The organism is Joostella atrarenae (assembly GCF_021764745.1).
GTDB lineage: Bacteria > Bacteroidota > Bacteroidia > Flavobacteriales > Flavobacteriaceae > Galbibacter > Galbibacter atrarenae.
On the sequence record NZ_JAETXX010000011.1, the window covers coordinates 106465 to 130418 of the forward strand.

The window sequence follows — 23954 nt, forward strand, 5'->3', positions numbered from 1 at the left end:
ACTTGTTAAGCTGTTTTTTTAATTATTTCATCAATAGCATCAACGATGTCTTTTGTTGCATTAGGTAATGCTAACATCTTAAAACTATTTCCTATTTTTTTCTGTTCTTCTTCTGAATTCCATACTGATAAAAACTTAGCTTCAAAATCAGTATCTAAATCAGTTTCTTTTACTAATAAAGCCGCATCTTTACTTACTACTGCCGCTGCATTTTTTGTTTGATGATCTTCAGACACATTTGGAGAAGGAATAAAAATAACAGGCTTTCCTACTATAGCTAATTCCGAAACCGATATTGCACCCGCTCTCGATATAATTACATCTGCTGCTGCATAGGCTAACTTCATATCATTTATAAAAGCATTAACTTTTACAAAGTCACTCTCATATTTTTTATATTCATCATAATACAGCTTTCCACATTGCCATATTAGTTGTACGTTATTTTCTTCAAAAAAGTTTAGCTCTTTTTCAATCAGCTGATTAATTCTTCTCGCTCCTAAACTTCCTCCCATGACAAACAGCGTTTTACGTTTTTCAGAAAGATTAAAAAATTTAATTCCCTCTAACTGTTTATCTCCTATCTGTAAAAGATCTTGCCTTACTGGATTTCCAGTTTTTACAATTTTTTCAGCTGGAAAAAAGCGCTCCAAATTATCATAAGCAACAAATATTTTTTTCACATCTTTTGCCAACCACTTATTTGTAATTCCAGGAAAAGAATTTTGCTCTTGTATCACACAAGGAACACCTTTCCCAGAGGCTGCTTTAAGCAATGGACCGCTAGCAAATCCTCCTGTACCGATAACTACATCTGGTTGAAATGATTTTACAATCTTTCTCGCTTTCCAAATACTACTAATCAGCTTAAAAGGGAACATTAAGTTTTTTAATGTTAGCTTACGCTGTATTCCTGAAATCCATAATCCTTCAATCTCATAACCCGCTTGAGGCACTTTCTCCATCTCCATTCTATCTTCTGCACCTACAAAAAGGAACTCTGCATCTGCATACCTATGCTTTAGCTCATTTGCTATAGCAATGGCAGGATAGATGTGACCTCCTGTTCCGCCTCCCGATAATATGAATTTATAATTGCTCACTTAAAATATCTAATGGGTTCTGATTATCTATTGCTTCTTTCTCTTCAATTTCTTCTAAATCCTCTTGACGCTTTGCACTCACACTTAGAATAATACCTATTGCTAAACATGTCATCCAAATAGAGGTTCCTCCACTACTAATTAGCGGAAGTGTTTGCCCTGTTACTGGAAATAACTCGACTGCTACTGCCATATTTATAAATGCCTGCACTACAATTGGCAAGCCTGCAGCTATAACCAATAATTTTCCGAATGTAGATTCCGATTTATGTGCTACAACCACAATTCTAAATAGTAGAAGTAGATACATAAATATAATTACGAAACCACCTACAAGGCCATATTCTTCAATGATGATAGCATATATAAAATCTGATGAGCTTTGAGGTAAGAAGTTTTTCATCACACTCTTTCCTGCTCCCAAACCAACAACACCTCCTGTTGCGATTGCTATTTTTGCTTTCTCGATTTGGTAATCAGCTTCTGTATCTTCATCATTTGTAAAATTATCAATCCTGCTTATCCAAGTATCAACACGGTTTGGAAAGAGACCTGGAAATGCTTTTGCAGTTAACACAAACATCGTAAGCCCTAATATACCTGCACCTATTACTCCTAACAGATATTTCCAAGGATACCCTCCTAAGAAACATAAAATTAAAACCATTAAAAAGATAATAGCTGTAGTAGAAAAGTTAGCTGGTAAAATTAAAACCAACACTATAAAAACTGGCAACCATAACGGCACAATAGTCTCTTTAAAAGTTACCGTTCTATCTTTTATTTTTGCTAAATACCTAGCTACATGTACTAAAAGTACAATAGCAGCAAAAGTAGATGTCTGAAAAGTAATTCCTACGTAAGGAACTTGTATCCACCTACTTGCATTAGCTCCACCAATCATCGTTCCTTGAGCTAACGTATAAAGCAATAACAGTATTACAATCGGCATCGCTAAAATCGACAATGCCTTGAAATATCTGTAAGGTATTTTATGTACAGCATATATAACTCCGATACCTAAAAGAAGCAAAACAGCATGCTTTAATAAGTACCCAAAGGTAGTACCGCTACCAACCACATACACTAAGTTTGTACTGGCGCTATATACTGGTAAAAAAGAAAATAACGCTAGTATGGCCACTACGGCCCATATAGCTTTATCTCCCTTAATATTTTTAAATAATTGCTGCACTATTTCTTTTTATAATTCTTGAACTGCCTTTTTAAACTGATCTCCACGATCTTCATAATTTGTAAACAAGTCGAAAGATGCACATGCTGGAGATAATAAAACTGTATCCCCTCTTTCTGCTACTTCTTTACTCATATTTACTGCATCTTTCATAGATGTAGTTTCCACAACAAAATCTACAACACCACCAAAAGTCTCTATGATCTTAGCATTATCAAGACCCAAGCAGATTATCGCTTTTACCTTCTCTCTCACAAGAGGCATTAAAGACAAATAATCATTTCCTTTATCTTGCCCTCCAACAATCCATACCGTAGGAGTTTTCATGCTATCCAACGCATAAAACGTTGCATTTACATTCGTTGCCTTAGAATCGTTCACATATTGAACATTTTGGATTTTCAACACTTTTTCTAATCTATGCGTTGCTCCTTGAAAATTCTCCAGACTCTCTCTAATTGTCGCCTTTCTAATTTTTAATAACTGAGCCACAGTAGAAGCCGCCATTGCGTTCTTCGTGTTGTGTTTCCCTTCTAATGCTAAAGTATCTGTAGACATTTCTATATGCTGTTTATCTATGTTAATTATAATTTTATCATTTTCTAAATAAGCCCCGTTTTCTATTTTCTTTTCTATAGAAAACGGTAATAATTTTGATTTCACTGGATGCTTTTCTAACCAAGCTTCTATCACTTCGTCATCAGCATCATAAATAAGGTAATCGTCTGCAGTTTGATTCATAGCTACTTTGAATTTAGAAGCTATATAATTTTCAAACTTATAATCGTAACGATCTAAATGATCAGGGGTAATATTTGTAATAATGGCTATATGCGGATTAAACTGATGGATTCCGTCCAATTGAAAACTACTAATTTCAAGTACATAAGAATCTTTATCATTTTCGGCTACCATTTGAGCGAAACTATCACCAATATTCCCAGCCATTCCAACGTTTAATCCTCCATTTTTTAAAATATGGGTGGTTAACATTGTAGTGGTGGTTTTTCCATTACTCCCCGTAATTCCAATAAGCATTGCTTTTGTATAAAGAGCTGCAAATTCTATTTCAGAAATCACAGGAATCTTCATTTCCTTCAACTTTACAATTAAAGGAGCTTTGTCTGGAATGCCAGGGCTTTTTACAATCAAATCGGCATTCGTAATTTTATCTTCTGAATGCTGACCTTCCTCCCAATCAACCTCAATATTTTTAAGGACGTTTTTATATTTTTCTTTTATAGGACCTCTATCAGAAACAAAAACCTCGTATCCTTCCTTCTTTCCTAAAATCGCAGCGCCAATGCCACTTTCTCCTCCTCCAAGAATCGCAAGAACTTTCATTACCTAAGTTTTAACGTAACTACAGTTAATACCGCTAATAAAATTCCTATAATCCAAAAGCGAGTTACAATCTTGCTTTCATGATACCCTTTCTTCTGATAATGGTGATGCAAAGGCGACATTAAAAATATCCTTCTTCCTTCTCCATACTTCTTCTTCGTATACTTAAAATAAGCTACTTGCAATACCACTGATAAATTCTCTGCTAGAAAGATTCCACATAGGATTGGAATTAACCATTCTTTACGAATAGCAATTGCCAATACTGCAATGATCCCTCCTATAGTTAAACTCCCCGTATCTCCCATAAAAACTTGAGCAGGAAAAGCATTATACCATAAAAAACCAACTAATCCACCTGCAAAAGCAGCTATAAAAACTGTCATTTCTCCAGCTCTAGGGATGTACATAATATTCAGGTAATCCGAGAAAATTATATTCCCAGAAACCCATGCAAATATTCCTAATGTGAGTACTATTATTGCAGATGTTCCCGCTGCCAAACCATCAATTCCATCCGTAAGATTGGCACCATTCGAAACTGCAGTAATTATAAAAACCACTATTGGAATAAATATTAACCAAGCATAGCTTTTATAATAATCTCCCATCCAAGAAACCAATTCTGAATAATCGAACTCATTATCTTTTACAAAAGGAATCGTAGTTTTTGTTGACTTCTCTTCTTTTCCATACTCTAAAGCCACATCTCCATTTGCTACCACTTCAATATTATTTGGCGCTTTAAGCTCTTCTTTGATAGTAACAGCTGGATGAAAATATAATGTTGCTCCAACTACAATACCAATTCCAATTTGTCCTAATACTTTGAATCGCCCTTTTAATCCTTCTTTATCTTTTTTAAAAATTTTTATGTAATCATCTATAAAACCAATAGCTCCCATCCACAAAGTGGTAACAATTAGAAGAATGATATATATATTATCTAGCTTCGCGAATAACAACACAGGAATCAGCGTAGACATAATTATTATGATCCCACCCATTGTTGGAGTTCCTGCTTTTTGAACTTGACCTTCTAAACCGAGTTCTCTTACACTTTCTCCTACTTGTTTTGCTCGTAAATAATTGATAACTCTCTTTCCGAATATTGTAGATATCAACAAGGATAAAATCACAGCAGCAGAAGCCCTAAAAGTGATGAATTGAAACAATCCAGCTCCAGGGAGTTGATAATTTTTTTCTAAAAATTCGAATAAATAGTATAACATATATTTTTCTATTTACTCCTTTCGGAGCTTACTGCTTTATTTTTTTACGTTTGATAATAATTCTTTAACAACCTTCATATCGTCAAAATCGTTACGAACTCCATTTACCTCTTGGTAGGTTTCATGACCTTTTCCTGCGATAAGAATAATATCATTAGCCTGAGCAAATTGGCAAGCTGTTTTGATTGCTTGCTTTCTATCTTCAATAGAGATTGTTTTATTAAAATTCTGAGGCTCCACACCCGCTTCCATTTCTTCAATAATCACCTTCGGATCTTCCGTTCTAGGATTGTCAGAAGTGAAAATTGCTTTAGAGCTTAATATCGAAGCAATATTTGCCATAACTGGTCGCTTTGTCTTATCTCTATCTCCACCACAACCCACAACTGTAATCAAGCTTTCATTCCCCGTGCGAATTGTATTTATAGTTTCTAATACATTCTTTAACGCATCTGGAGTATGTGCATAATCTACAATAGCAGTTACCTTTTCTTCAGAAATAAAATACTGAAAACGCCCACCTACACTTTCTAATTCACTTAAATGCTGCAACGTTTCTATGGTTCCCAATTCAAAAAGATCGGCTACCGCAAAAACAGCTAATAAATTATAAGCATTGAAACTTCCTATTAATCGAGACCAGACCTCATTATCATTTACTTTTAATAATAAGCCTGTGAATTGATTTTCTAATATTTGCGCTCTATAATCGGCATACGATTTTAATGCATAAGTAACCTTCTTTGCTTTTGTGTTTTGCAACATCACAGCACCATTCTTATCATCTGCATTTGTTAATGCAAAAGCTGTTTTTGGAAGCTCATCGAAAAATATTTTCTTCGTATCTCGATACTCAGCAAATGTTTTGTGATAATCTAAATGGTCGTGACTTAAATTTGTAAATACTCCCCCAGCAAAGTGCAGTCCAGCAGTTCGCTGCTGATGAATTCCATGAGAACTTACTTCCATAAAGCAAAATTCCACTCCTTCATCACTCATTTTTTGCAAATAGCTATTAATCTTTAATGAATCTGGAGTTGTATGCGTTGCAGGATATTCTTTATCCCCAACCATTATTTTAACTGTAGATAGCAAACCTACTTTATAACCCGCCTTCTTAAATAAATTATATAATAGTGTTGTAACTGTTGTTTTACCATTGGTTCCTGTTACCCCAACTAATTTTAAATTTTCTGATGGATTTTTATAGAAATTGGCAGCCATAATAGCCAATGCTTTATGTGCATTTGTAACTTCTACATAAGTAATTCCGTTAATTATTTGCTCCGGAAGCTGCTCACATATTACAGCAATTGCTCCAGACTCCACAGCCTTCGTGATATAATCATGTCCATCTACAACTGTTCCTGGAATAGCCACAAAAACATCATCCAAAGACACCTTACGAGAATCAAAATGAATATCATTAACATAAGTAACGGTACTTCCCGCCACTGCGTTAATATTCACTTTATATAATATGTCTTTTAATAACATCATGACAATTGCAATACGATTGTTTGATTCGACTCTATTTTTTGTCCTCCTTTTATAGACTGACTTTTTACTTTACCTACACCACTTCCTTCAACCTTAACACGCACTCCTAAATTCTCTAAAATAGAAACTGCATCCATTCCACTCATTCCCTCTACATTTGGAATTAAATTATTACGCTTTTTTACTTTTGCGTAATAAGACTTGTAATCTTTTTCTGTTTTATCACTCTCTTCATTAAGTTCTTCGATAGTATCTATTAATGGAGAGTTTGTATATATTTTCTGAGCTACACTTTTAAATACTGGACCTGAAACATCTGCTCCATAATACCCTACACTTTTATCAGGATTATGAACTACTACAATACAAGAATATTTAGGCTTATCAGCAGGAAAATACCCCACAAAACTTGAGATATAATTCATTTTACTTTTATCAGCATAATCCTTTTGAGCAGTTCCCGTTTTTCCAGCCATTGAAAAATTAGGGGAATACAATCCATGACCTGTACCATGTTTATCTTCCACCACATTTTTAAGCATAGCCTGAACTTTAGAAATAGTTTCTTTTGAACAAACAGAAGGATTGATAACATCTTTATCGAACTTATAAATAACCTTATCCCACTCCCTAACTTCCTTTATTAGACGAGGCTTCACCATTTCTCCTCCATTTGCCACCGCATTATAAAAAGTAAGCGTTTGCAAAGGTGTAAGCGAAACTCCATAACCATAAGCCATCCATTGTAGAGCAATTCCACTCCAACGACTCTTATCATTTGGATGTGGTATAATTGGACTTCCTTCTCCTTTAATCGACATTCCTAGTTTTTCATTAAGCCCCATATTGTAAATTCTATTTACAAACTTCTCTGGTTGGTCTTTATAAAACTTATCGATTATCTTTACAATACCTACATTCGAAGAACGCTCCAACACTTCAGAAACAGTTATTTTACCATAACCACCTCTTTTAGAGTCACGCACTTTTTTTCCGTAGAAAGAAATAATTCCATTTTCAGTATCAATAACATCACTTGTATCTACAGCCTTATCTTCTAAAGCTGCAATCATAGACATTAATTTAAATGTAGAACCAGGCTCGTGAGATTCACCAATTGCATAATTTAATCGCTCATAATAAGCGCCACCATTCGTTCTTCCTAAATTAGAAATTGCCTTTATTTCTCCAGTAGCCACTTCCATAACTACCACCGAACCATGATCGGCTTTATATTTCTCTAATTGCTTTAAAAGCGCATGATGTGCAATATCTTGGATATTCACATTAATAGTAGAAACTACATCATAGCCATCTTTAGGCTCAATCTCGTTATAATCTGTAATAGGCTTCCATTGCCCTTTTGCTATTTTTTGCTTCAACCTATGCCCTTCAGTTCCTCTTAAATAATCACCAAAAGCACCTTCCAAACCTACTCTCGTATAATAACCTTTATCGTCAACACGCTCATAACCAACACTACGATGCGCCATTCCTCCCAAAGGATATTCACGTTTTGTTTCCTGCTCCACAATAACGCCTCCTTTATAAGGACCTAGATTAAAAAGTGGGAAATTTTTAATACGCACATATTCTGTATAACCAACGTTTTTAGCTATTAGTAAATACCTATTCTTATTGGCTCTAGCTTTTCGTAATAAATTTGAATAATATGAGGAAGATCTCCCCAACGCAACAGATAAAGAGTCCGAAAGTGGCTTTATATGCTCTTCAAAGACTTTATGTTGAGGCGTGATAGCATCAAAACGAATATCATATTTAGTAACAGATGTAGCCAACAAACTACCATCATCCGAATACAAATTCCCCCTTTTAGGTTCTATTGTAAAGTTTTTGACAGTACGCTGCTCCGCAAGTTCTCTATATTTTTCCCCGTCTACTACTTGGATGGTAACAAGCTTTACCACTATAGCCAACGCAAAGAAAAACATACATCCTGCAACGAAATACAAACGGCTTAATATGTTTTTATCAGTTATCGGCATTTTTTACTTTTTATGAGCTACCATTATCTTTTTTGGCGGGATTAGCGAGGGTTTTAATCCCGAAGATGCTACTTGATTTGTAACATTCGACTCCAATTTTACTTGTTGTACTTTAGTTCTTACATCTACAAATTCACTTCTTAACTCTAAAACTTCATTATTAATTCTTGCTAAATCATGCACCTTTTTATCGGCATGATGCGCACTAGATATCATTACTACTGCTAAAATTGATATAAAGAGTATGAACCTCCAGTTTTTAATCGAATCTTCATTTACCAGAAATCCTCCTTTTAATAAATCTAAAATTCCTTTCTTCATAACACTCCTACAACTTTTCTGCTATCCTCAATTTTGCGCTTCGCGCTCTATTATTCTGTTTTATCTCTTCTGAAGTTGGAACAATCAATCCACCTACTTTTTTAAGAGGTACATTTATGTTTCCATAGAAATCCTTTTCAGGCTCTCCTTCAAATTTTCCGCTTCTTATAAATCTTTTAACCAATCTATCTTCTAAAGAATGGTAACTTATTAAACTTATTCGCCCTCCTTCTTTTAACAATTCTGGAGTTTGAAGTAAAAACTCTTTTAACACCTCTACTTCTTGATTCACCTCTATTCTTATAGCCTGATAAATCTGAGCTAAAATTTTATGCTCCTTATGTTGAGGTAAGAATTTTCTTATTGCCGACTTTAATTCTTCTGAAGTTTTTATAGGAGCCTCCGCTCTTTTCTCTACAATAGCTTTTGCCAAAGAACCTGCATTTCTCAACTCTCCATACAAACCAAAAACTTCTTTCAAAGCATTCTCTTCATAATCATTAACCACTTCATAAGCAGAAAGATGATTTTTCTTACTCATCCTCATATCTAAATCAGCCTCAAAACGAGTAGAAAAACCACGTTCAGCAACATCAAATTGATGAGAAGAAACTCCAAAATCACCCAATATCCCATCAACTTCTTTTACTCCATAGAATTTCAAAAAACGTTTTATAAACCTAAAATTCTCTTCTATCAATGTAAACCTTGGATCTCCTAAAGCATTATCCACCGCATCTTCATCTTGATCGAATGCATATAATTTACCGTTAGGCCCCAACCTTTTTAAAATCTCTTTGGAATGCCCTCCACCACCAAAAGTGACATCAACATACACACCATCTTCTTTTATAGCCAAACCATCTACGGTCTCTTTCAGCAACACTGGATTATGATATTCCATCTTCTTCTTCATTTAATTCAAAACCACCCATTACATCTTCCGCTAGATCAGAAAAAGAATCCGCTCCATCATCCAATACATCATAATACTTCTGCTTATCCCAAACCTCAATTCTGTCTATCGATTCCGAAAGCACAATTTCTTTTGCTATACCCGCAAACGTTATTAGATTTTTTGGAATAGACAACCTTCCACTAGCATCGATTTCTACCACACGAACCCCCGCAGTAAACTGACGGATGAAATCATTATTTTTCTTAACAAAACGATTTAATTTCCCAATTTGCTTCATTTCTTTTTCCCATGCCCCCATTGTATAAATTTCTAGGCATTTTTGAAAAATAGAGCGCTTTAACACCAAACCGTCCTTTAAAACGGGTGCTAATTTGGCACGCAAACTAGACGGCACCATTATGCGCCCCTTGCTATCTGCCTTACACTCATACTCTTCTGAAAACTGGATCAACTAAATTATTTTAAGTTGTTAATTCTTCAAATATAGCCAATTTTTTACCACTTTTTACCACTTTTTGTCACTTTTTACCACATTGTTAATAAATTATACCCACTCCCACGCAAACAGCAGTAAATCCAATAGTTATAAAATTGTTAATAACCTTAAAGTTGATATTTAAACCAGGAAAAACCCTAATTTTGCCCTTTTTAGAAGATCAAATATTTGCATCGCATAGAAATGGTTTATTATACGTTCGAAATGCCTATATTTGTTTCCCAAGAAATGTAACAAACCCTTAATGGTACACGATTTAAAGAAGGAAGGTAAATTTACTTATTTAGAGGTTGGAGAAGGAACCCCCATTATTGTCCTACACGGATTGATGGGAGGATTGAGCAATTTTAATAACGTCGCCGATTACTTTTCAACTCGCGGGTACAAAGTTTTAATACCCGAATTACCGATATATAACATGTCTTTATTAAAGACAAATGTTAAAAGTTTTGCAAACTATTTAGAGAAATTCATTGATCATAAAGATTTAAACGATGTGATTTTACTTGGAAACTCCTTAGGTGGACACATCGGTCTTTTACACACAAAGCTATACCCAAAAAGAACCAAAGCGTTGGTTATTACTGGAAGTTCTGGATTGTATGAAAATGCAATGGGAGACGGTTACCCAAAAAGAGGTGACTACGAATTTATCAAAAAGAAAAGTCAGGATGTTTTTTACGATCCTAAAGTAGCTACCAAAGAAATTGTAGACGAGGTATTTGCTACCGTAAACGATCGTAATAAATTAATTAAAACCTTAGCCATTGCAAAGAGCGCTATTCGTCATAATATGGCGAAAGACTTACCGCATATGCTTACTCCTACATGTATAATCTGGGGTGAGGATGACTCTGTAACACCTCCTACTGTAGCTAAAGAATTTCATGAACTTCTTCCAGATTCAAACTTATTTTGGATTGAGAAATGTGGGCACGCTCCAATGATGGAACACCCTGACCAATTCAATACAATTTTGGAAGACTGGTTAAACGAGCGAAAATTTTAAAACAACAATAGAACTATGCAAGTCAAATCCGCCACTTTTATCATAAGTAATTCGGATGTTTCAAAATGCCCTAACGAGCCATTACCTGAATATGCGTTTATAGGAAGATCTAATGTTGGAAAATCTTCGCTTATCAATATGCTTACCGACCGTAAGCATTTAGCTAAAATATCTGGAAAACCAGGAAAGACACAACTTATAAATCATTTTAAGATCAATGAAAATTGGTTTTTAGTAGATTTACCAGGCTATGGATATGCCAAAGTTTCTAAGAAAACTAAAAATACATTTCAGAAATTTATAACCAAGTATTTCGAAGAAAGACAGCAATTGGTTTCTGCTTTTGTTTTGATAGACATAAGACATGAACCTCAAAAAATAGATATGGAATTTATGGAATGGCTTGGAGAACATCAGATTCCATTTTCCATAATTTTCACTAAAGCAGATAAGCTAAAGCCTAAAGCTATAGAGCGTGATGTACAGAAATATTTAGACACGCTAACTGCAGGTGTTTGGGCGGAAGCTCCTAATCATTTTATAACCTCTTCTGCAAATGGAACTGGTAAAGATGAACTTCTTGAATATATAGACACTATTAATCAAGAGTTTTACAAGCAAAAATAAGCTAAGTGTTGTACTAACTCTTCACGTATTCACAAACACAAATCTTTATGTACCTCTATTATAAAAGTAGGCGGTTTTAAGTTGCTAGAAGGTTCTCTTTTATAGTTTCAATCAAAGACTCAACTGTAGAGTTAGCTGCAATCTGATCTGAGGTCAAGAATATTTTAGGAGAGGAATTCTCTTCTTTTATAAGGACTAGTGGTAATTTGTGCGCTGCTAGAAACTCAGGATACCTCTCGTTAAGATGCTCCTTATATAAAAATTCCATCGCAACATTATTATTTGTCCTAAAAGAACGCCACACTTCCTTTTCTTTAAAGTTACCATGAGTAAGTTTACAAAGGCTGCAAGCATAGGTATTTGGACTCACAATTTTGTGAGCAGCATCAAAAAGCCCATTAACCAAACCTGCCTTTGCATTATAAACAAAAAGAAGTGTAGGCTTGCTCATTATTTTTTAAGCTCTAATTTTTCAGCAAAATAATCACAAAAATCACGCATTGTAGCTGTCATTTTTTCGTCTTGAGTTGCACGATTAAAAGTATCACTCAAAGAAACTAACGTTTGATGCATGAATTTCTTCATCTCATCTACAGGCATATCTTTTGTCCAAAGATCAATCTTTAAAGTTTCTTGTTTTTCACTATCCCATACAGATAACAAAAATGCTTTTGCTTTTTCATTTTCTACACCACCATCTTTTGCTGTCCAACGCAACTTTTCTGGAACTCTATTCTCGTCTAACTCTATATTTAGATTAATGTCTGAGCTATAAGTTTTAGCCATTACTTTTCTGGTTTATATCTTGATTTATTAAAAATTTCTTCTGCTGAAGTGTTCAGCATTTGCTGCAAAGATACTTCATTATTTTGCATATAAGAAGCCACTATTTGCCAACCTATAAATTGACCAATTCTCCCTGGAGAATCTCCATCTATTTCTAGGTAAAACTTAGAAAAAGGAGCCGGATTGATAAAACGCTCCCCTAGTTTAGCATCTGTAGAAAAAAGCAATTCTTTTTCTATAAAATAACGCCATACATAATTTTCATTTGCAAGCGCCCAATCATATTCATCAATAGTATATCCTATTATATTGTTTTTTTCAGCTGAAGGAATAAATAGGTCTATTAGATAATAAAGTTTTCCATATTGAATCAACTCACCAAGAAATGTTCTATCCTTGGGAGCTGCGATTTTACTTCTTCCGATCGTTTTAGCAACGTCAATTGGTATTTGAGTTGCCGTGAAATTCTTCTTAATATATTGTTGGATTCCGCCATAATATCTATGGTCACTTCCTAAATAATTATCCAAACCTATCAACATCAAACTATCTGCATAAATTACCCTGTTTTTATAATCTACATCAGAAATTACAGTGATAATTTTAGGAGCTTTAAAATCCTTGAAATAATATTTAACATGTTGAAAGACCGATTTTATCTGCGATGTATCTGTCTCAAAATCGTTATATTTTAAACGGATTTCATTATAAACATCTTGATGTAAAGAATCGTTCATTCTAGCAACCCAAACACTGTCTGGATATTCAGCTGGAAATAAATAAGGAAATTCCTTTTTTAAAGCACCTAGGTCACTTTTATCAGCATTTGCAAAAGCCTTATCAAACCTAACTATCTTAGCTTGAGTATCAATTTTTGATATTTCATCTTCCAATCTATCCGCCTTAGAGCAACTAATTAACGAAATGACAATAAGAAAGCAATAAAATTTATTCATATGCATTATTTAAAAACCTTTAGCTATTATGCTTTTTAAAAATTTAAGAATCTGTTACATTTGTTTACAAAGTTAACTGAAAGTAAAAGTTAGTCCTAAAGTTTTACTACAGATAAAAAAATTCTTTTTAATTACCTTTTGATAACGCAATACAAAGACACAAATTATGAAAACAGAAAAAATAATAGATTACATCGTTACTTGGTTAAAAGACTATGCAGAGAATGCTAACATGAAAGGTTTTGTTATCGGAATTTCTGGTGGAATAGACTCCGCAGTAACATCCACATTATGTGCTAAAACAGGTTTAGATGTACTGTGCTTAGAAATGCCAATTCATCAAGCAGAAAATCAAGTAAGCAGAGCTTTAGACCATATAGATTGGCTTCAAAAAAGCTACCCAAGTGTATTAAGTAAGCAGGTAAACTTAACTCCTGTATTTGATAGTTTGGTAGCCGCTCTTCCAAAGGTAGAAAAAGAAGAAGATCGCTTTATGGCTTTAGCAAATACTAGAGCTAGATTGCGAATGACCTCTTTGTATTATTTCGCTGCTCAAGAAAAATACTTAGTAGCAGGAACTGGAAACAAGGTGGAAGACTTTGGTGTAGGCTTCTATACAAAATATGGTGATGGCGGTGTAGACCTAAGTCCTATTGCAGATTTATTAAAAACTGAAGTTTACAATATTGCCAAAGTTTTAGGAATTAACCAAGCAATACAAAAAGCAGCTCCGACTGATGGTTTATGGGGAGATGACAGAACAGATGAAGATCAAATAGGAGCTTCTTACCCTGAATTAGAATGGGCAATGGAAGCTACAGATCAAGGAAAAACAGCAGCAGATTTTGAAGGAAGAAAAAAAGAAGTCCTAACAATATATACAAGATTAAATAAAGCAAATAGACATAAAATGGATCCTATTCCTGTTTGTGAAATACCTGCTGAATTGAAAAAATAAATATATTTTTATTATTTTTTTTCTCATAGTTGACTTTAAAACTAATTTTTACTATATTTACTTACAAATTAACAAAGGATACCCCCAAAGTCGCTATGAAGTATATTAACTATTTTCTATTTTGTTGTGGCTTATTTAAAACGAACTTTAAAAAGTCTTTATTATGATTAAAGTTTTAGTTGCTGATAACCACCCCATCGTTAGAATGGGCTTAGAGACAGCTTTACAAAACAATGATACTCTCGAATTTATCGGAAGTGCAAGTACTACATCTGAATTATTCAGCACGTTAACTGTTAAAAATCCGGACGTGATTCTATTAGAAATGGATATTCCTGAAGTTAATGGTATCACCGCATTAAGAAGACTTAAGAAGGATAAGAAGGATATTAAAATCCTTATATACAGTGCGCAAGCTGAAGATGTATATGCGCTAAGCACTTTAAGAGCTGGAGCTTCTGGATATGTTTCTAAATCTGCTTCTATCGAGACCCTAATTAGTGCAATAACTAAAGTAGCAGACGGAGGTATGTTTATTACAAATGAACTAGCGCAACGCCTTGCCTTTGATGAAAGCACTAACAAACCACGAAAACTATTTAGAAAATTATCTACTCGTGAAGTGGAAGTACTTAAATTACTAGCTTCAGGAAGGAGAAATAAACAAGTTGCCGAAGAGTTAGGACTTAATGAAAAAACAGTAAGTACTTACAAAGCTCGACTTATGAGAAAATTAAATGTTGATAATATGGTTGATATGCTACAACAAGCAAAAGCATTAGAATTGTATTAAAAAAGTATATATAGCACATAAAAAAACACTCCTAGGAGTGTTTTTTTATGTGCTATAATGAAATTTGGTTAGCTATAAAACGTAGTGTTAGTAACCAATCCGAATCGGTCTGACAGTTTCTTTCTTAAATCCCAATAGTTTTTTATATCTTCCATTTGATCTAATGTAGCATTATTATTAGCCCCAATTATTTCATGAATACTGTCTACTAACATATTCAATAATTTTAATCGAAGCATCGCTATTGTCTGATGCACTAATAGATTAACAGACATATCTTTATCTTTCACAAGAATATCCTTACTTTCCCAATTTGATAAGGAATATTTTTCTTCATTCATGAGAATATCTACTACCTCAGCATTTTCTTCAAAACTTAAAGAATGTAGAAAATCATCCATTTTTAAACTTCCTTCAACATTATACATTTCTATAAGAATAGCATATATACGATGGAATTTTTCATTTGTAAACTCAATTTCATCAGCCTGTAAGTCTAAAAATATTTTTTCATAGACTTTCATTTCGACTTTAATCTCCTTCTCCAACATCTCCCCTTTGTCATTTTCTTCTAAAATTACATCGGTAAATGTTTCTGTTTTACTTCCATGAAAAAGTAGGATTCCTATAATAGATTTTTCTAATTGATTTAGCTGATCTATTTTTCTACTTGCTCCCTCCTTTCCAGATTTTACAACATCAAATGTATTATTTCTTTTTTCTTCTTTATGCTTTTTATTAGCATCCGATTTCTCTTTATTACCTAATTGAGCTAATGTATTATATAAAACATCTTCAGAAATATCCATTATCCTGGAGCACTCTTGGATGTATACCTCCCGTTGGATTCTATCTGGAATCTTATAGATACTATTTACAATCTCACGAATAGTATCAGCCTTTTTTATAGGATCGTTTTCAGCATCTTTAACCAGTAAAGAAGCTTTAAAACGTATAAAATCGGTTGCATTTTCTTCTAAAAAAGCAACTAACTCTTCATGATCATTTTCTCTTGCGTAGCTATCTGGATCTTGACCTTCAGGAAAAGTACAAATCTTAACATTCATTCCTTGTTCCAAAATCAAATCTATACCTCTAATAGAAGCTCGAATCCCAGCAGCATCACCATCAAAGAGAACCGTAATATTCTTTGTTAATCTATTTATAAGTCGAATTTGATCCGACGTCAAAGCAGTTCCACTAGAAGCTACAACATTTTCTATTCCGCTTTGATTAAACTGTATCACATCTGTATAACCTTCAACTAAATAACAATTATCTTGTTTGGCTATAGCTTGCTTTGCATGATAAATACCATACAACACTTTACTCTTATGATATATCTCACTCTCAGGGGAATTTAAATATTTTGCAGCCTTTTTATCTGATGTTAGAATACGACCTCCAAAACCTAAAACACGGCCACTCATAGAGTGAATAGGGAACATTACTCGACCTTTAAATCGATCGAACATTCTCTTATCTCCAGAACCCTCTTTCTCCTTTACAATAGTTAACCCCGTTTTTTCTAAAAAATCTAATTGATATCCTTTTCCAAGCGCTTCTTTTGTAAAAGCATCCCACTGATCTAAAGAGTATCCTAGTTTAAATTTTTCTATAGTTTCTTGGGTAAAACCACGCTCTTTAAAATAAGTTCCCCCAATTGCTTTTCCTAACTCACTATTTTTTAATGTTTTTTGAAAATAGTCTTGAGCGAATTCAGAAACCAAATACATACTTTCACGCTCACTAGATTTTTCCTTAGCCTCGTTAGTTTGCTCTGTCTCTTCTACTTCAATCCCATATTTCCTAGCTAAGTATTTAATAGCCTCAGGATATGTATAATGTTCATGTTCCATAAGGAAAGCCACAACATTCCCACCTTTCCCACTACTAAAATCTTTCCAGATTTGTTTCACAGGAGAAACCATAAAACTAGGTGTTCGCTCATCAGAAAATGGACTAAGCCCCTTAAAGCTAGACCCCGATTTCTTTAATTGTACAAAATCACCAATCACCTCCTCTACGCGAGAAGCATCAAAAACTTTATCTATGGTCGACTTTGAAATCAATTGAAAATAATTTTTAAAAGAATTTATAAAAAAATGATTCCCACTTAAAGCAGGAATCAAAAATAAGTAATATTATAACCTTATAACGTTACTGATGACACTTTTTTATTGAAATTTATATTTCAAATCGAAGTCCTAAGGATATATTGTGCTGTTCTACATTTGGCTCTTTAAACATATCATTTAAATCATATTTCACATATAACGATACACCTCCATAACCTATATAACCAGCAATTCCATAAATAAAATTATTTGTGTTATAATTGTCTTTTATCTTTTGTTCCGACTTTACACCCTCTAAATTAGTAGCTCTTAATTTTTGTCTAGTACTTGAGTTTAGGCCTGCATAACCTCCAATTCCAGTTACAAATTTATGTCGCGTATCATATCTAAAATAATCTTCTCGCTCTACCTTTTTTGAAGGCCCAAATTCAAAAAATACAGGGACTACAAAATTATCCATTCGCAATTTAGCTTTATGAACTTTACCCTCATAAGTTTCTAAAGATGTTATATTTCCCTCTTTTACGAAGTACAAATTATCTGCTGCCTTAATCCCGTTCGATTGATACGAAATTCCATAAGTTAATCTTATTGCATTACTATTTTTAAGAAGACGAGTTTTCCATTGCCAACCAACCTCAAAGAATTTACTTCCTCCAATCTGATATGGTGTATCATTAAAAGAAACTCCATCAATCAACCCATGATTAAATCCAAAAGCTACATAAATAGCTGAGCTTGTTCTTTTATCATAAACTCGTTTATATTTACAATTATTGGGTTCTTCTAATACATCTTCTTTCACAATATCTTCTTCAATAAAAAGATCCTCTCCCCTTTGCAGCAATGCTATATTATTATCCAATATTGCAATTTTATTCTCGATATTCTTTGCTGCTATTTCTGCGGCTTCCTTTTTCTTATTCTCCGCTTCAGTACTTGTTAAAACTCCACTAGACTGATCTTCTGTTATTTTTTCAACCTCCCTCTTAAGCCTAGCTTTCTCGTCATTTATTACTTGTTCCTTCTGTTTTTGTAATAACTCGATCTTTGACAAGGGTGTTACAACTTTTAAAGTATCTGATACTTCCTGTCCCAATACATAATGGACATTAAGGAGTACTATCGCTAAGGCGATATAAATTTTAATTCTAAACATGATTTTTGATTTTGATTGATGAATAAACTATTGATTACGGTCGGCTACAGCAGATTTAACTCTCATCAATCTTTCTTTGATAACTTCGAAGACTTTCTCTTTAAAAGATTGATCTAGTTCTGTTTCTACTTCGTCTAAAAGCGCCATTGCACTGAGGCTATCCGGCCGCTTATTATGTATTCTTTCTTTATAGATTGACTTTTGAGCTTCTAATAAAAGTGCATTTATCTCTTCATCTGTAACACTTGTACCCTCTTTCAATTCTATTATTTTCGAAGCCACATCATTAATTTTATCTGATTCAATAGTTTCCTTCTTTCTTTCTGCTACCAAAACCGAAGTTCCATCTTCAACATACTCGATAGCCTTTTTAGATTGCGAAGCTTTATTTTCATTTAACTCATCTGACACTGACTTTTTAGTAGCCATGCTGTTAGATGCTTCTATAATTTGCTCATTTAGTATTTCTGGGTTCTTTTTTATAGGCTCCTCAATAGGGTCTTGAACATTTTGTTTTACTACCTCTAAATGTATATCTTGATTGGATGAATTAATTAAATAAATACTACTAACTAAAATCACAACAAATACTGCTGCTACCCAATACACCATAGCTATACTTTTCCTTTTTGAATTACCATCTGTATTCAACTTGGACTCCAAACGCTCCCATGCATCTTTAGAAGGATTAATTTTTCGTTCTTCTAAAGTTTTCTTTATATGATTATTAAGAGGATTGAGACTCATAATTACTATTTTTAAATTCTTTAATATTTTCCTGAAGCACCCTTCTAGCTTTAAACAATTGAGATTTAGATGTACTTTCTGCAATATTTAACTGTAAAGCTATTTCTTTATGAGAATATCCTTCAACAGCAAATAACAAGAATACAGATTTATAACCATCTGGAAGCGCATCTATTAAAACCTGAATCTCTTCTACTTCAAGAAGTTCATGGTATTTATCCAAGACAAAGTCTTCCTTAGGATAATCATTTTCATTTTCTAAAAAGATTATTTCCTTTTTACTTCTTATAAAGCTTAAACATTCTCGAACCATAATTTTACGAATCCATCCTTCGAAACTACCTTCACTCTTAAAAGTTTCTATCTTTTTAAAAACTTTGTAGAAAGCAGTTATCATAACATCTTCAGCATAATGAATATCTTTTATATAATACCGACATACAGAAAGCATTTTAGGCGAAAATTGTAAGTATATTTTATGTTGCGCATCTCTACTTCCCTTCCTTGCCTTTTCTATAAGCTTCTGCTCGTTACTGTTAAGTTGTATGATTTTCAAGACCCGTTTCATTGTTAGTTCTATTTAAAAAGACGTTTGCTTTTTAAGAAAGGTTGCCTAGGTTGTTATTTTATTTAAAAATAATAGCTAATTCATATATAAACAGCATATTAAAAATACATAATAACTATAAAGAGAAACAGTTCTTTTAATTAAAAAAAATGTAATTGTTTAAAAGAGATTGCTACAAAAGTAAATCGTAGCAACTACTATAAAAGTAAGTATAGTAAGGAGAATTTTATATTTATTTTTTACGCTCAATCACGTAATTTACCATAAGCTCTAAAGAATCTTTGTAAACTGAAGGTGGGAAATCTGCTAATAACAAAAGAGCTTCTTGCTGAAATGCAATCATTTTTTCTTCAGCATAAATTAAACCTCCCTTGTCTTTTACAAAAGCAATAACCTCATTAACTCGCTTTTTATCTTTGTTGTGTTTCTTAACGGAGTTTATAAGCCACTTGCGCTCTTCTTTACTACAATTATCTAACGTATAAATAAGAGGAAGCGTCATTTTTTGCTCTTTTATATCTATTCCTGTAGGTTTTCCTATCGGTCCATCTGTATAATCAAAAAGATCATCTTTTATCTGAAAAGCCATTCCTATCAGCTCTCCAAACTTTCGCATCTTTTCAACTTCATCAGAATTCGGCTTTACAGAACATGCACCTAAACTACAGCACGCCGCAATTAATGTTGCCGTTTTCTGACGAACTATTTCATAATAAACAGCTTCTGTTATATCTAAGCGTCTTGCTTTCTCTATTTGAAGTAATTCCCCTTCACTCATCTCTCTAACAGCAACAGAAATTATCTTCAGGAGATCAAAATCTTCATTATCAATAGAAAGAAGTAGCCCTTTAGAAAGAAGGTAGTCTCCAACTAAAACCGCTATTTTATTTTTCCATAAAGCATTTATTGAAAAGAATCCACGACGCCTATTACTATCGTCTACCACATCATCGTGAACCAAGGTAGCTGTATGAATAAGTTCGATAACACTCGCTCCTCGATAGGTGCGATCATTAACATCTCCATCGGAAACCATTTTTGCTACAAGAAAAACAAACATAGGGCGCATTTGCTTACCCTTTCGATTTACAATATAATATGTAATACGGTTGAGTAAGGCTACTTTTGAAGACATCGATTCATGGAACTTTTTTTCAAAAAGTTCCATCTCATGACGTATCGGCTCTTTAATTTGTTCTACTACCTTCATAGAAAGCGTAAATATAGTATTAAAATACAAGGTTATAAAAAGCCTCCTATTTATTTTTTAAGAAAACCTTTATCTTGAAATAAAGCAATGAGTTTGTTAGAATCAGATTTATATCTCGGAAAGAATAGCTCCCTTTTTCGTCCAGATTTTAAACGAATCATAAATGACTTCCTATTTAAAATATTCTTATATTTTATTTCCTGGATTTCTTCAAAAGAAATAACCTCTTTATTAGAATATTGGAAAAACCATATCAATGCAAAAGCACATATTAACCCTATACCTATCAACAAGTAGCTATATTGTGTTGCCCTTTAAAATAATGGTATAAATTAACAGCTCCGTTTACAAATCCCATAAACAAAGCAATTTTTAGGTATAAGTATTGCCGTTTCTGACCATCATTTATATGAAGTGCATTATTTATAATTTTTAAATCTCCAGATTGTAGCTCCATGACCTGACATTTCACACTACAATATAAAAAAAACAAACTACTTTTTTGTCTAAGATTTATTTGCCAGCTGCCCGCAAGCAGCATCAATATCTTTTCCTCGAGAACGTCTTACCGTTACTGTAATCCCATTACGTTCTAAAACCTTTTGATACATATCTATCGCGCTAGAATCTGCTTGATTAAATTCATCATCACCAATAGGGTTATATTCAATGATATTGACTTTAGAAGGGGCAAATTTACAGAACTGAACCAATGCATCTGCATCTTTACGAGTATCGTTTATACCTCTCCAAACAACATACTCATACGTAATTCTACTCTTTGTTTTATCAAACCAATACTGGAGTGCTTCTCGTAAATCTGCTAAAGGAAAAGTAGCATTAAATGGCATTATAGAAGTTCTAATCTCATCGATAGCAGAATGCAATGAAACTGCCAACTTAAACTTCACCTCTGTATCTGCCATCTTCTTAATCATCTTAGGAACTCCAGATGTAGAAACCGTTATTCTACGTGGCGACATTCCTAACCCTTCTGGAGAAGTAATTTTCTCAATAGCTGCCAATACGTTATTGTAATTCATAAGTGGTTCTCCCATCCCCATAAAAACAATATTAGATAAGGGCTTATCAAAATACAGCCTACTTTCATTATCTATAGCAACTACCTGATCGTAAATCTCATCTGGATTAAGATTACGCATACGTTTTAACTTAGCAGTAGCACAAAACTTACAATCTAAACTACAACCTACCTGACTAGAAACACAAGCCGTAGTTCTTGTAGAAGTAGGAATTAAAACCGACTCTACAATAAGATCATCGTGTAAACGAACAGCGTTCTTTATGGTACCGTCACTACTACGCTGCATTTGATCTACCTTAATATGGTTGATTACAAAGTTAGCCTCTAGCATTTCCCTAGTTTCTTTAGAAAGGTTGGTCATTGCTTCAAAAGAATAAGCCGCCTTCCCCCATAGCCATTCATAAACTTGATTTCCACGGAAAGCCTTATCTCCTTGAGATACAAAGAAATCTCTGAGTTGTTCTTTAGTTAATGCGCGTATGTCCTTTTTTGATGCTTGCATAGGTGCAAAGATACGTTTTGATTTATGATTTACGAATAGAGATAACAAAGTTGTAACAAACTTTGAAGAACAAAAAAGTCCTGCTCATTACAAGAGCAGGACTTTTATAATCATCTTATTTCTATATTATAATATAAGCATTGCATCTCCGTAAGAATAAAACTTATATCCTTCTTTGATTGCCTCTTTATATGCTTTCATTGCAAAATCATGACCTGCAAAAGCAGAAATCATCATTAATAATGTAGATTTTGGAGTATGGAAGTTTGTAACCATACAATTAGCTATACTAAAGTCATAAGGAGGGAAAATAAATTTATTAGTCCACCCTTCATAAGGATTCAATTTTAAATCTGAAGAAACAGCACTTTCTAATCCACGCATTGCAGTAGTACCAATAGCACATACTTTACGCTTATTTTTCTTCGCATTATTTACAATATCAGCAGTACGTTGCTCTATAAATAACTCTTCACTGTCCATTTTATGCTTAGAAAGATCTTCAACCTCAACTGGATTAAAAGTTCCAAGACCTACGTGAAGTGTTAACTCAGCAAAGTCAATTCCTTTTATTTCTAAACGTTTTAATAAATGCTTCGAAAAGTGAAGTCCTGCTGTTGGTGCAGCTACAGCTCCTTCTGTTTTTGCATATATAGTCTGGTAACGTTCTTCATCAGACTCTTCAACATCTCTTTTGATGTATTTTGGAAGTGGCGTTTCTCCTAAATCGTTTAATTTTTTTCTGAATTCTTCATAAGAACCATCATATAAAAAACGAAGCGTTCTACCTCTAGATGTAGTATTATCGATAACTTCTGCTACTAAGCTTTCATCATCACCGAAATATAATTTATTTCCAATTCTAATTTTTCTAGCAGGATCTACTAATACATCCCAAAGACGTTGCTCTACATTTAATTCTCTTAATAAGAATACTTCAATACGAGCTCCAGTTTTTTCTTTGTTACCAAACAATCTAGCAGGAAAAACTTTAGTATTGTTAAGTACCATTACATCTCCTTCATCAAAATAATCAATCAGATCTTTAAACTGTTTGTGCTCAATAGTCTCTTCTTTTCTATTAAGAACCATCAAACGCGCTTCATCTCTATGCTCCGATGGGTATTCTGCTAATAATTCCGGTGGAAGGTCAAAACTAAAATGTGATAATTTCATCTGCTATTTTCTTTTTTTAGAGTCGAAAATCGTTCAAATAAAAAACCGATATTCTAATAATCATTAATCGATAATAGAAAAATCGGAATATATTAACACGTAACTTTCTAAACTCAAATCTGTTATATATAATAAGGAATTGAACGCTTTACGCACATTAATTCCTATAATCGCATTTTTGCGAGCTGCAAATATACAATATGAGCATAGGGGTTGTCAAGTAA

Annotated in this window: 24 protein-coding genes; 4 read left to right on the top strand and 20 right to left on the bottom strand. The window is 33.5% G+C overall.

All coding sequences use genetic code 11. From position 1 onward, the window contains the following. Window positions 1–5 precede the first annotated feature (5 nt). From murG to mraZ, 9 genes are read right to left on the bottom strand one after another with little or no spacing between them, the layout of a single operon-like run. Window positions 6–1103 carry an undecaprenyldiphospho-muramoylpentapeptide beta-N-acetylglucosaminyltransferase gene (murG, locus tag JM658_RS14380; RefSeq protein ID WP_236959982.1) on the bottom strand — a complete coding sequence of 366 codons (1098 nt, stop codon included), beginning with the start codon at window positions 1101–1103 and terminating at the stop codon, window positions 6–8. Further along, window positions 1090–2298: an FtsW/RodA/SpoVE family cell cycle protein gene (locus tag JM658_RS14385; protein WP_236959983.1), complete on the bottom strand. Its 1209-nt coding sequence runs from the start codon at window positions 2296–2298 to the stop codon at window positions 1090–1092. Before JM658_RS14385 ends, murG begins: the two co-directional genes overlap by 14 nt. Window positions 2299–2307: 9 nt before the next feature. Further along, window positions 2308–3642: a UDP-N-acetylmuramoyl-L-alanine--D-glutamate ligase gene (gene murD / locus JM658_RS14390; protein ID WP_236959984.1), complete on the bottom strand. Its 1335-nt coding sequence runs from the start codon at window positions 3640–3642 to the stop codon at window positions 2308–2310. Continuing rightward, window positions 3642–4874: a phospho-N-acetylmuramoyl-pentapeptide-transferase gene (gene mraY, locus JM658_RS14395; protein WP_236959985.1), complete on the bottom strand. Its 1233-nt coding sequence runs from the start codon at window positions 4872–4874 to the stop codon at window positions 3642–3644. The genes murD and mraY overlap by 1 nt, the downstream gene beginning before the upstream one ends. A 36-nt stretch (window positions 4875–4910) precedes the next feature. Continuing rightward, window positions 4911–6374 carry a UDP-N-acetylmuramoyl-L-alanyl-D-glutamate--2,6-diaminopimelate ligase gene (locus JM658_RS14400; protein WP_236959986.1) on the bottom strand — a complete coding sequence of 488 codons (1464 nt, stop codon included), beginning with the start codon at window positions 6372–6374 and terminating at the stop codon, window positions 4911–4913. After that, window positions 6371–8380 (bottom strand): penicillin-binding protein, encoded by a 2010-nt coding sequence (locus tag JM658_RS14405; RefSeq protein ID WP_236959987.1) that lies wholly within the window; start codon window positions 8378–8380, stop codon window positions 6371–6373. The genes JM658_RS14400 and JM658_RS14405 overlap by 4 nt, the downstream gene beginning before the upstream one ends. A gap of 3 nt (window positions 8381–8383) precedes the next feature. Next, window positions 8384–8701, bottom strand: a complete 318-nt coding sequence (locus JM658_RS14410; protein ID WP_236959988.1) for an FtsL-like putative cell division protein — start codon at window positions 8699–8701, stop codon at window positions 8384–8386. Between the two features lie 7 nt (window positions 8702–8708). Beyond that, window positions 8709–9605, bottom strand: coding sequence for a 16S rRNA (cytosine(1402)-N(4))-methyltransferase RsmH (gene rsmH / locus JM658_RS14415; protein WP_236959989.1), 897 nt, complete (start codon window positions 9603–9605; stop codon window positions 8709–8711). Continuing rightward, window positions 9592–10071, bottom strand: a complete 480-nt coding sequence (mraZ, locus tag JM658_RS14420) for a division/cell wall cluster transcriptional repressor MraZ (RefSeq protein WP_236959990.1) — start codon at window positions 10069–10071, stop codon at window positions 9592–9594. Before mraZ ends, rsmH begins: the two co-directional genes overlap by 14 nt. A gap of 289 nt (window positions 10072–10360) precedes the next feature. On the opposite strand from mraZ, the gene JM658_RS14425 reads away from it, so the two are divergent. Both JM658_RS14425 and yihA read left to right on the top strand, forming a co-directional pair. Beyond that, window positions 10361–11125 carry an alpha/beta fold hydrolase gene (locus JM658_RS14425; protein WP_236959991.1) on the top strand — a complete coding sequence of 255 codons (765 nt, stop codon included), beginning with the start codon at window positions 10361–10363 and terminating at the stop codon, window positions 11123–11125. Window positions 11126–11140: 15 nt separating this feature from the next. After that, entirely contained in the window at window positions 11141–11752 is a 612-nt protein-coding gene (yihA, locus tag JM658_RS14430) for a ribosome biogenesis GTP-binding protein YihA/YsxC (protein WP_236959992.1), read from the top strand. Between the two features lie 76 nt (window positions 11753–11828). Here yihA and JM658_RS14435 read toward each other — a convergent pair whose 3' ends face one another. Genes JM658_RS14435 through gldB form a run of 3 tightly spaced genes read right to left on the bottom strand, consistent with a single transcriptional unit; the run spans window position 11829 to window position 13494 of the window. Then, entirely contained in the window at window positions 11829–12203 is a 375-nt protein-coding gene (locus tag JM658_RS14435; protein ID WP_236959993.1) for a GTPase, read from the bottom strand. Next, window positions 12203–12538 carry a gliding motility protein GldC gene (gene gldC / locus JM658_RS14440; protein WP_236959994.1) on the bottom strand — a complete coding sequence of 112 codons (336 nt, stop codon included), beginning with the start codon at window positions 12536–12538 and terminating at the stop codon, window positions 12203–12205. The genes JM658_RS14435 and gldC overlap by 1 nt, the downstream gene beginning before the upstream one ends. After that, window positions 12538–13494 (bottom strand): gliding motility lipoprotein GldB, encoded by a 957-nt coding sequence (gene gldB / locus JM658_RS14445; RefSeq protein WP_236959995.1) that lies wholly within the window; start codon window positions 13492–13494, stop codon window positions 12538–12540. The genes gldC and gldB overlap by 1 nt, the downstream gene beginning before the upstream one ends. Before the next feature lie 166 nt (window positions 13495–13660). Here gldB and nadE point away from each other — a divergent pair, with 166 nt between their 5' ends. After that, window positions 13661–14452: an NAD(+) synthase gene (gene nadE, locus JM658_RS14450; protein WP_236959996.1), complete on the top strand. Its 792-nt coding sequence runs from the start codon at window positions 13661–13663 to the stop codon at window positions 14450–14452. A gap of 163 nt (window positions 14453–14615) precedes the next feature. Next, window positions 14616–15245, top strand: a complete 630-nt coding sequence (locus JM658_RS14455; RefSeq protein ID WP_236959997.1) for a response regulator — start codon at window positions 14616–14618, stop codon at window positions 15243–15245. A gap of 68 nt (window positions 15246–15313) precedes the next feature. Here the strand turns inward: JM658_RS14455 and dnaG are convergent, their stop codons facing one another. From dnaG to queA, 8 genes are all read right to left on the bottom strand, one after another. Then, complete coding sequence (gene dnaG / locus JM658_RS14460; protein WP_236959998.1) at window positions 15314–17317, bottom strand: DNA primase; 2004 nt, start codon at window positions 17315–17317, stop codon at window positions 15314–15316. A gap of 115 nt (window positions 17318–17432) precedes the next feature. Next, window positions 17433–18482 (bottom strand): hypothetical protein, encoded by a 1050-nt coding sequence (locus JM658_RS14465; RefSeq protein ID WP_236959999.1) that lies wholly within the window; start codon window positions 18480–18482, stop codon window positions 17433–17435. Window positions 18483–18509: 27 nt separating this feature from the next. Beyond that, a complete protein-coding gene (locus tag JM658_RS14470; RefSeq protein ID WP_236960000.1) occupies window positions 18510–19229 on the bottom strand; it encodes a hypothetical protein in 720 nt (239 codons plus the stop codon). Beyond that, window positions 19210–19785, bottom strand: a complete 576-nt coding sequence (locus JM658_RS14475; RefSeq protein WP_236960001.1) for an RNA polymerase sigma factor — start codon at window positions 19783–19785, stop codon at window positions 19210–19212. Before JM658_RS14475 ends, JM658_RS14470 begins: the two co-directional genes overlap by 20 nt. 244 nt (window positions 19786–20029) lie before the next feature. Beyond that, window positions 20030–21007 carry a polyprenyl synthetase family protein gene (locus JM658_RS14480; protein ID WP_236960002.1) on the bottom strand — a complete coding sequence of 326 codons (978 nt, stop codon included), beginning with the start codon at window positions 21005–21007 and terminating at the stop codon, window positions 20030–20032. A gap of 286 nt (window positions 21008–21293) precedes the next feature. Further along, entirely contained in the window at window positions 21294–21464 is a 171-nt protein-coding gene (locus tag JM658_RS14485; protein ID WP_236960003.1) for a hypothetical protein, read from the bottom strand. A gap of 49 nt (window positions 21465–21513) precedes the next feature. Next, window positions 21514–22554: a 23S rRNA (adenine(2503)-C(2))-methyltransferase RlmN gene (rlmN, locus tag JM658_RS14490; protein WP_236960004.1), complete on the bottom strand. Its 1041-nt coding sequence runs from the start codon at window positions 22552–22554 to the stop codon at window positions 21514–21516. A 126-nt stretch (window positions 22555–22680) separates the two neighbouring features. Continuing rightward, window positions 22681–23730: a tRNA preQ1(34) S-adenosylmethionine ribosyltransferase-isomerase QueA gene (gene queA / locus JM658_RS14495; protein ID WP_236960005.1), complete on the bottom strand. Its 1050-nt coding sequence runs from the start codon at window positions 23728–23730 to the stop codon at window positions 22681–22683. Between the last annotated feature and the right edge of the window lie 224 nt (window positions 23731–23954).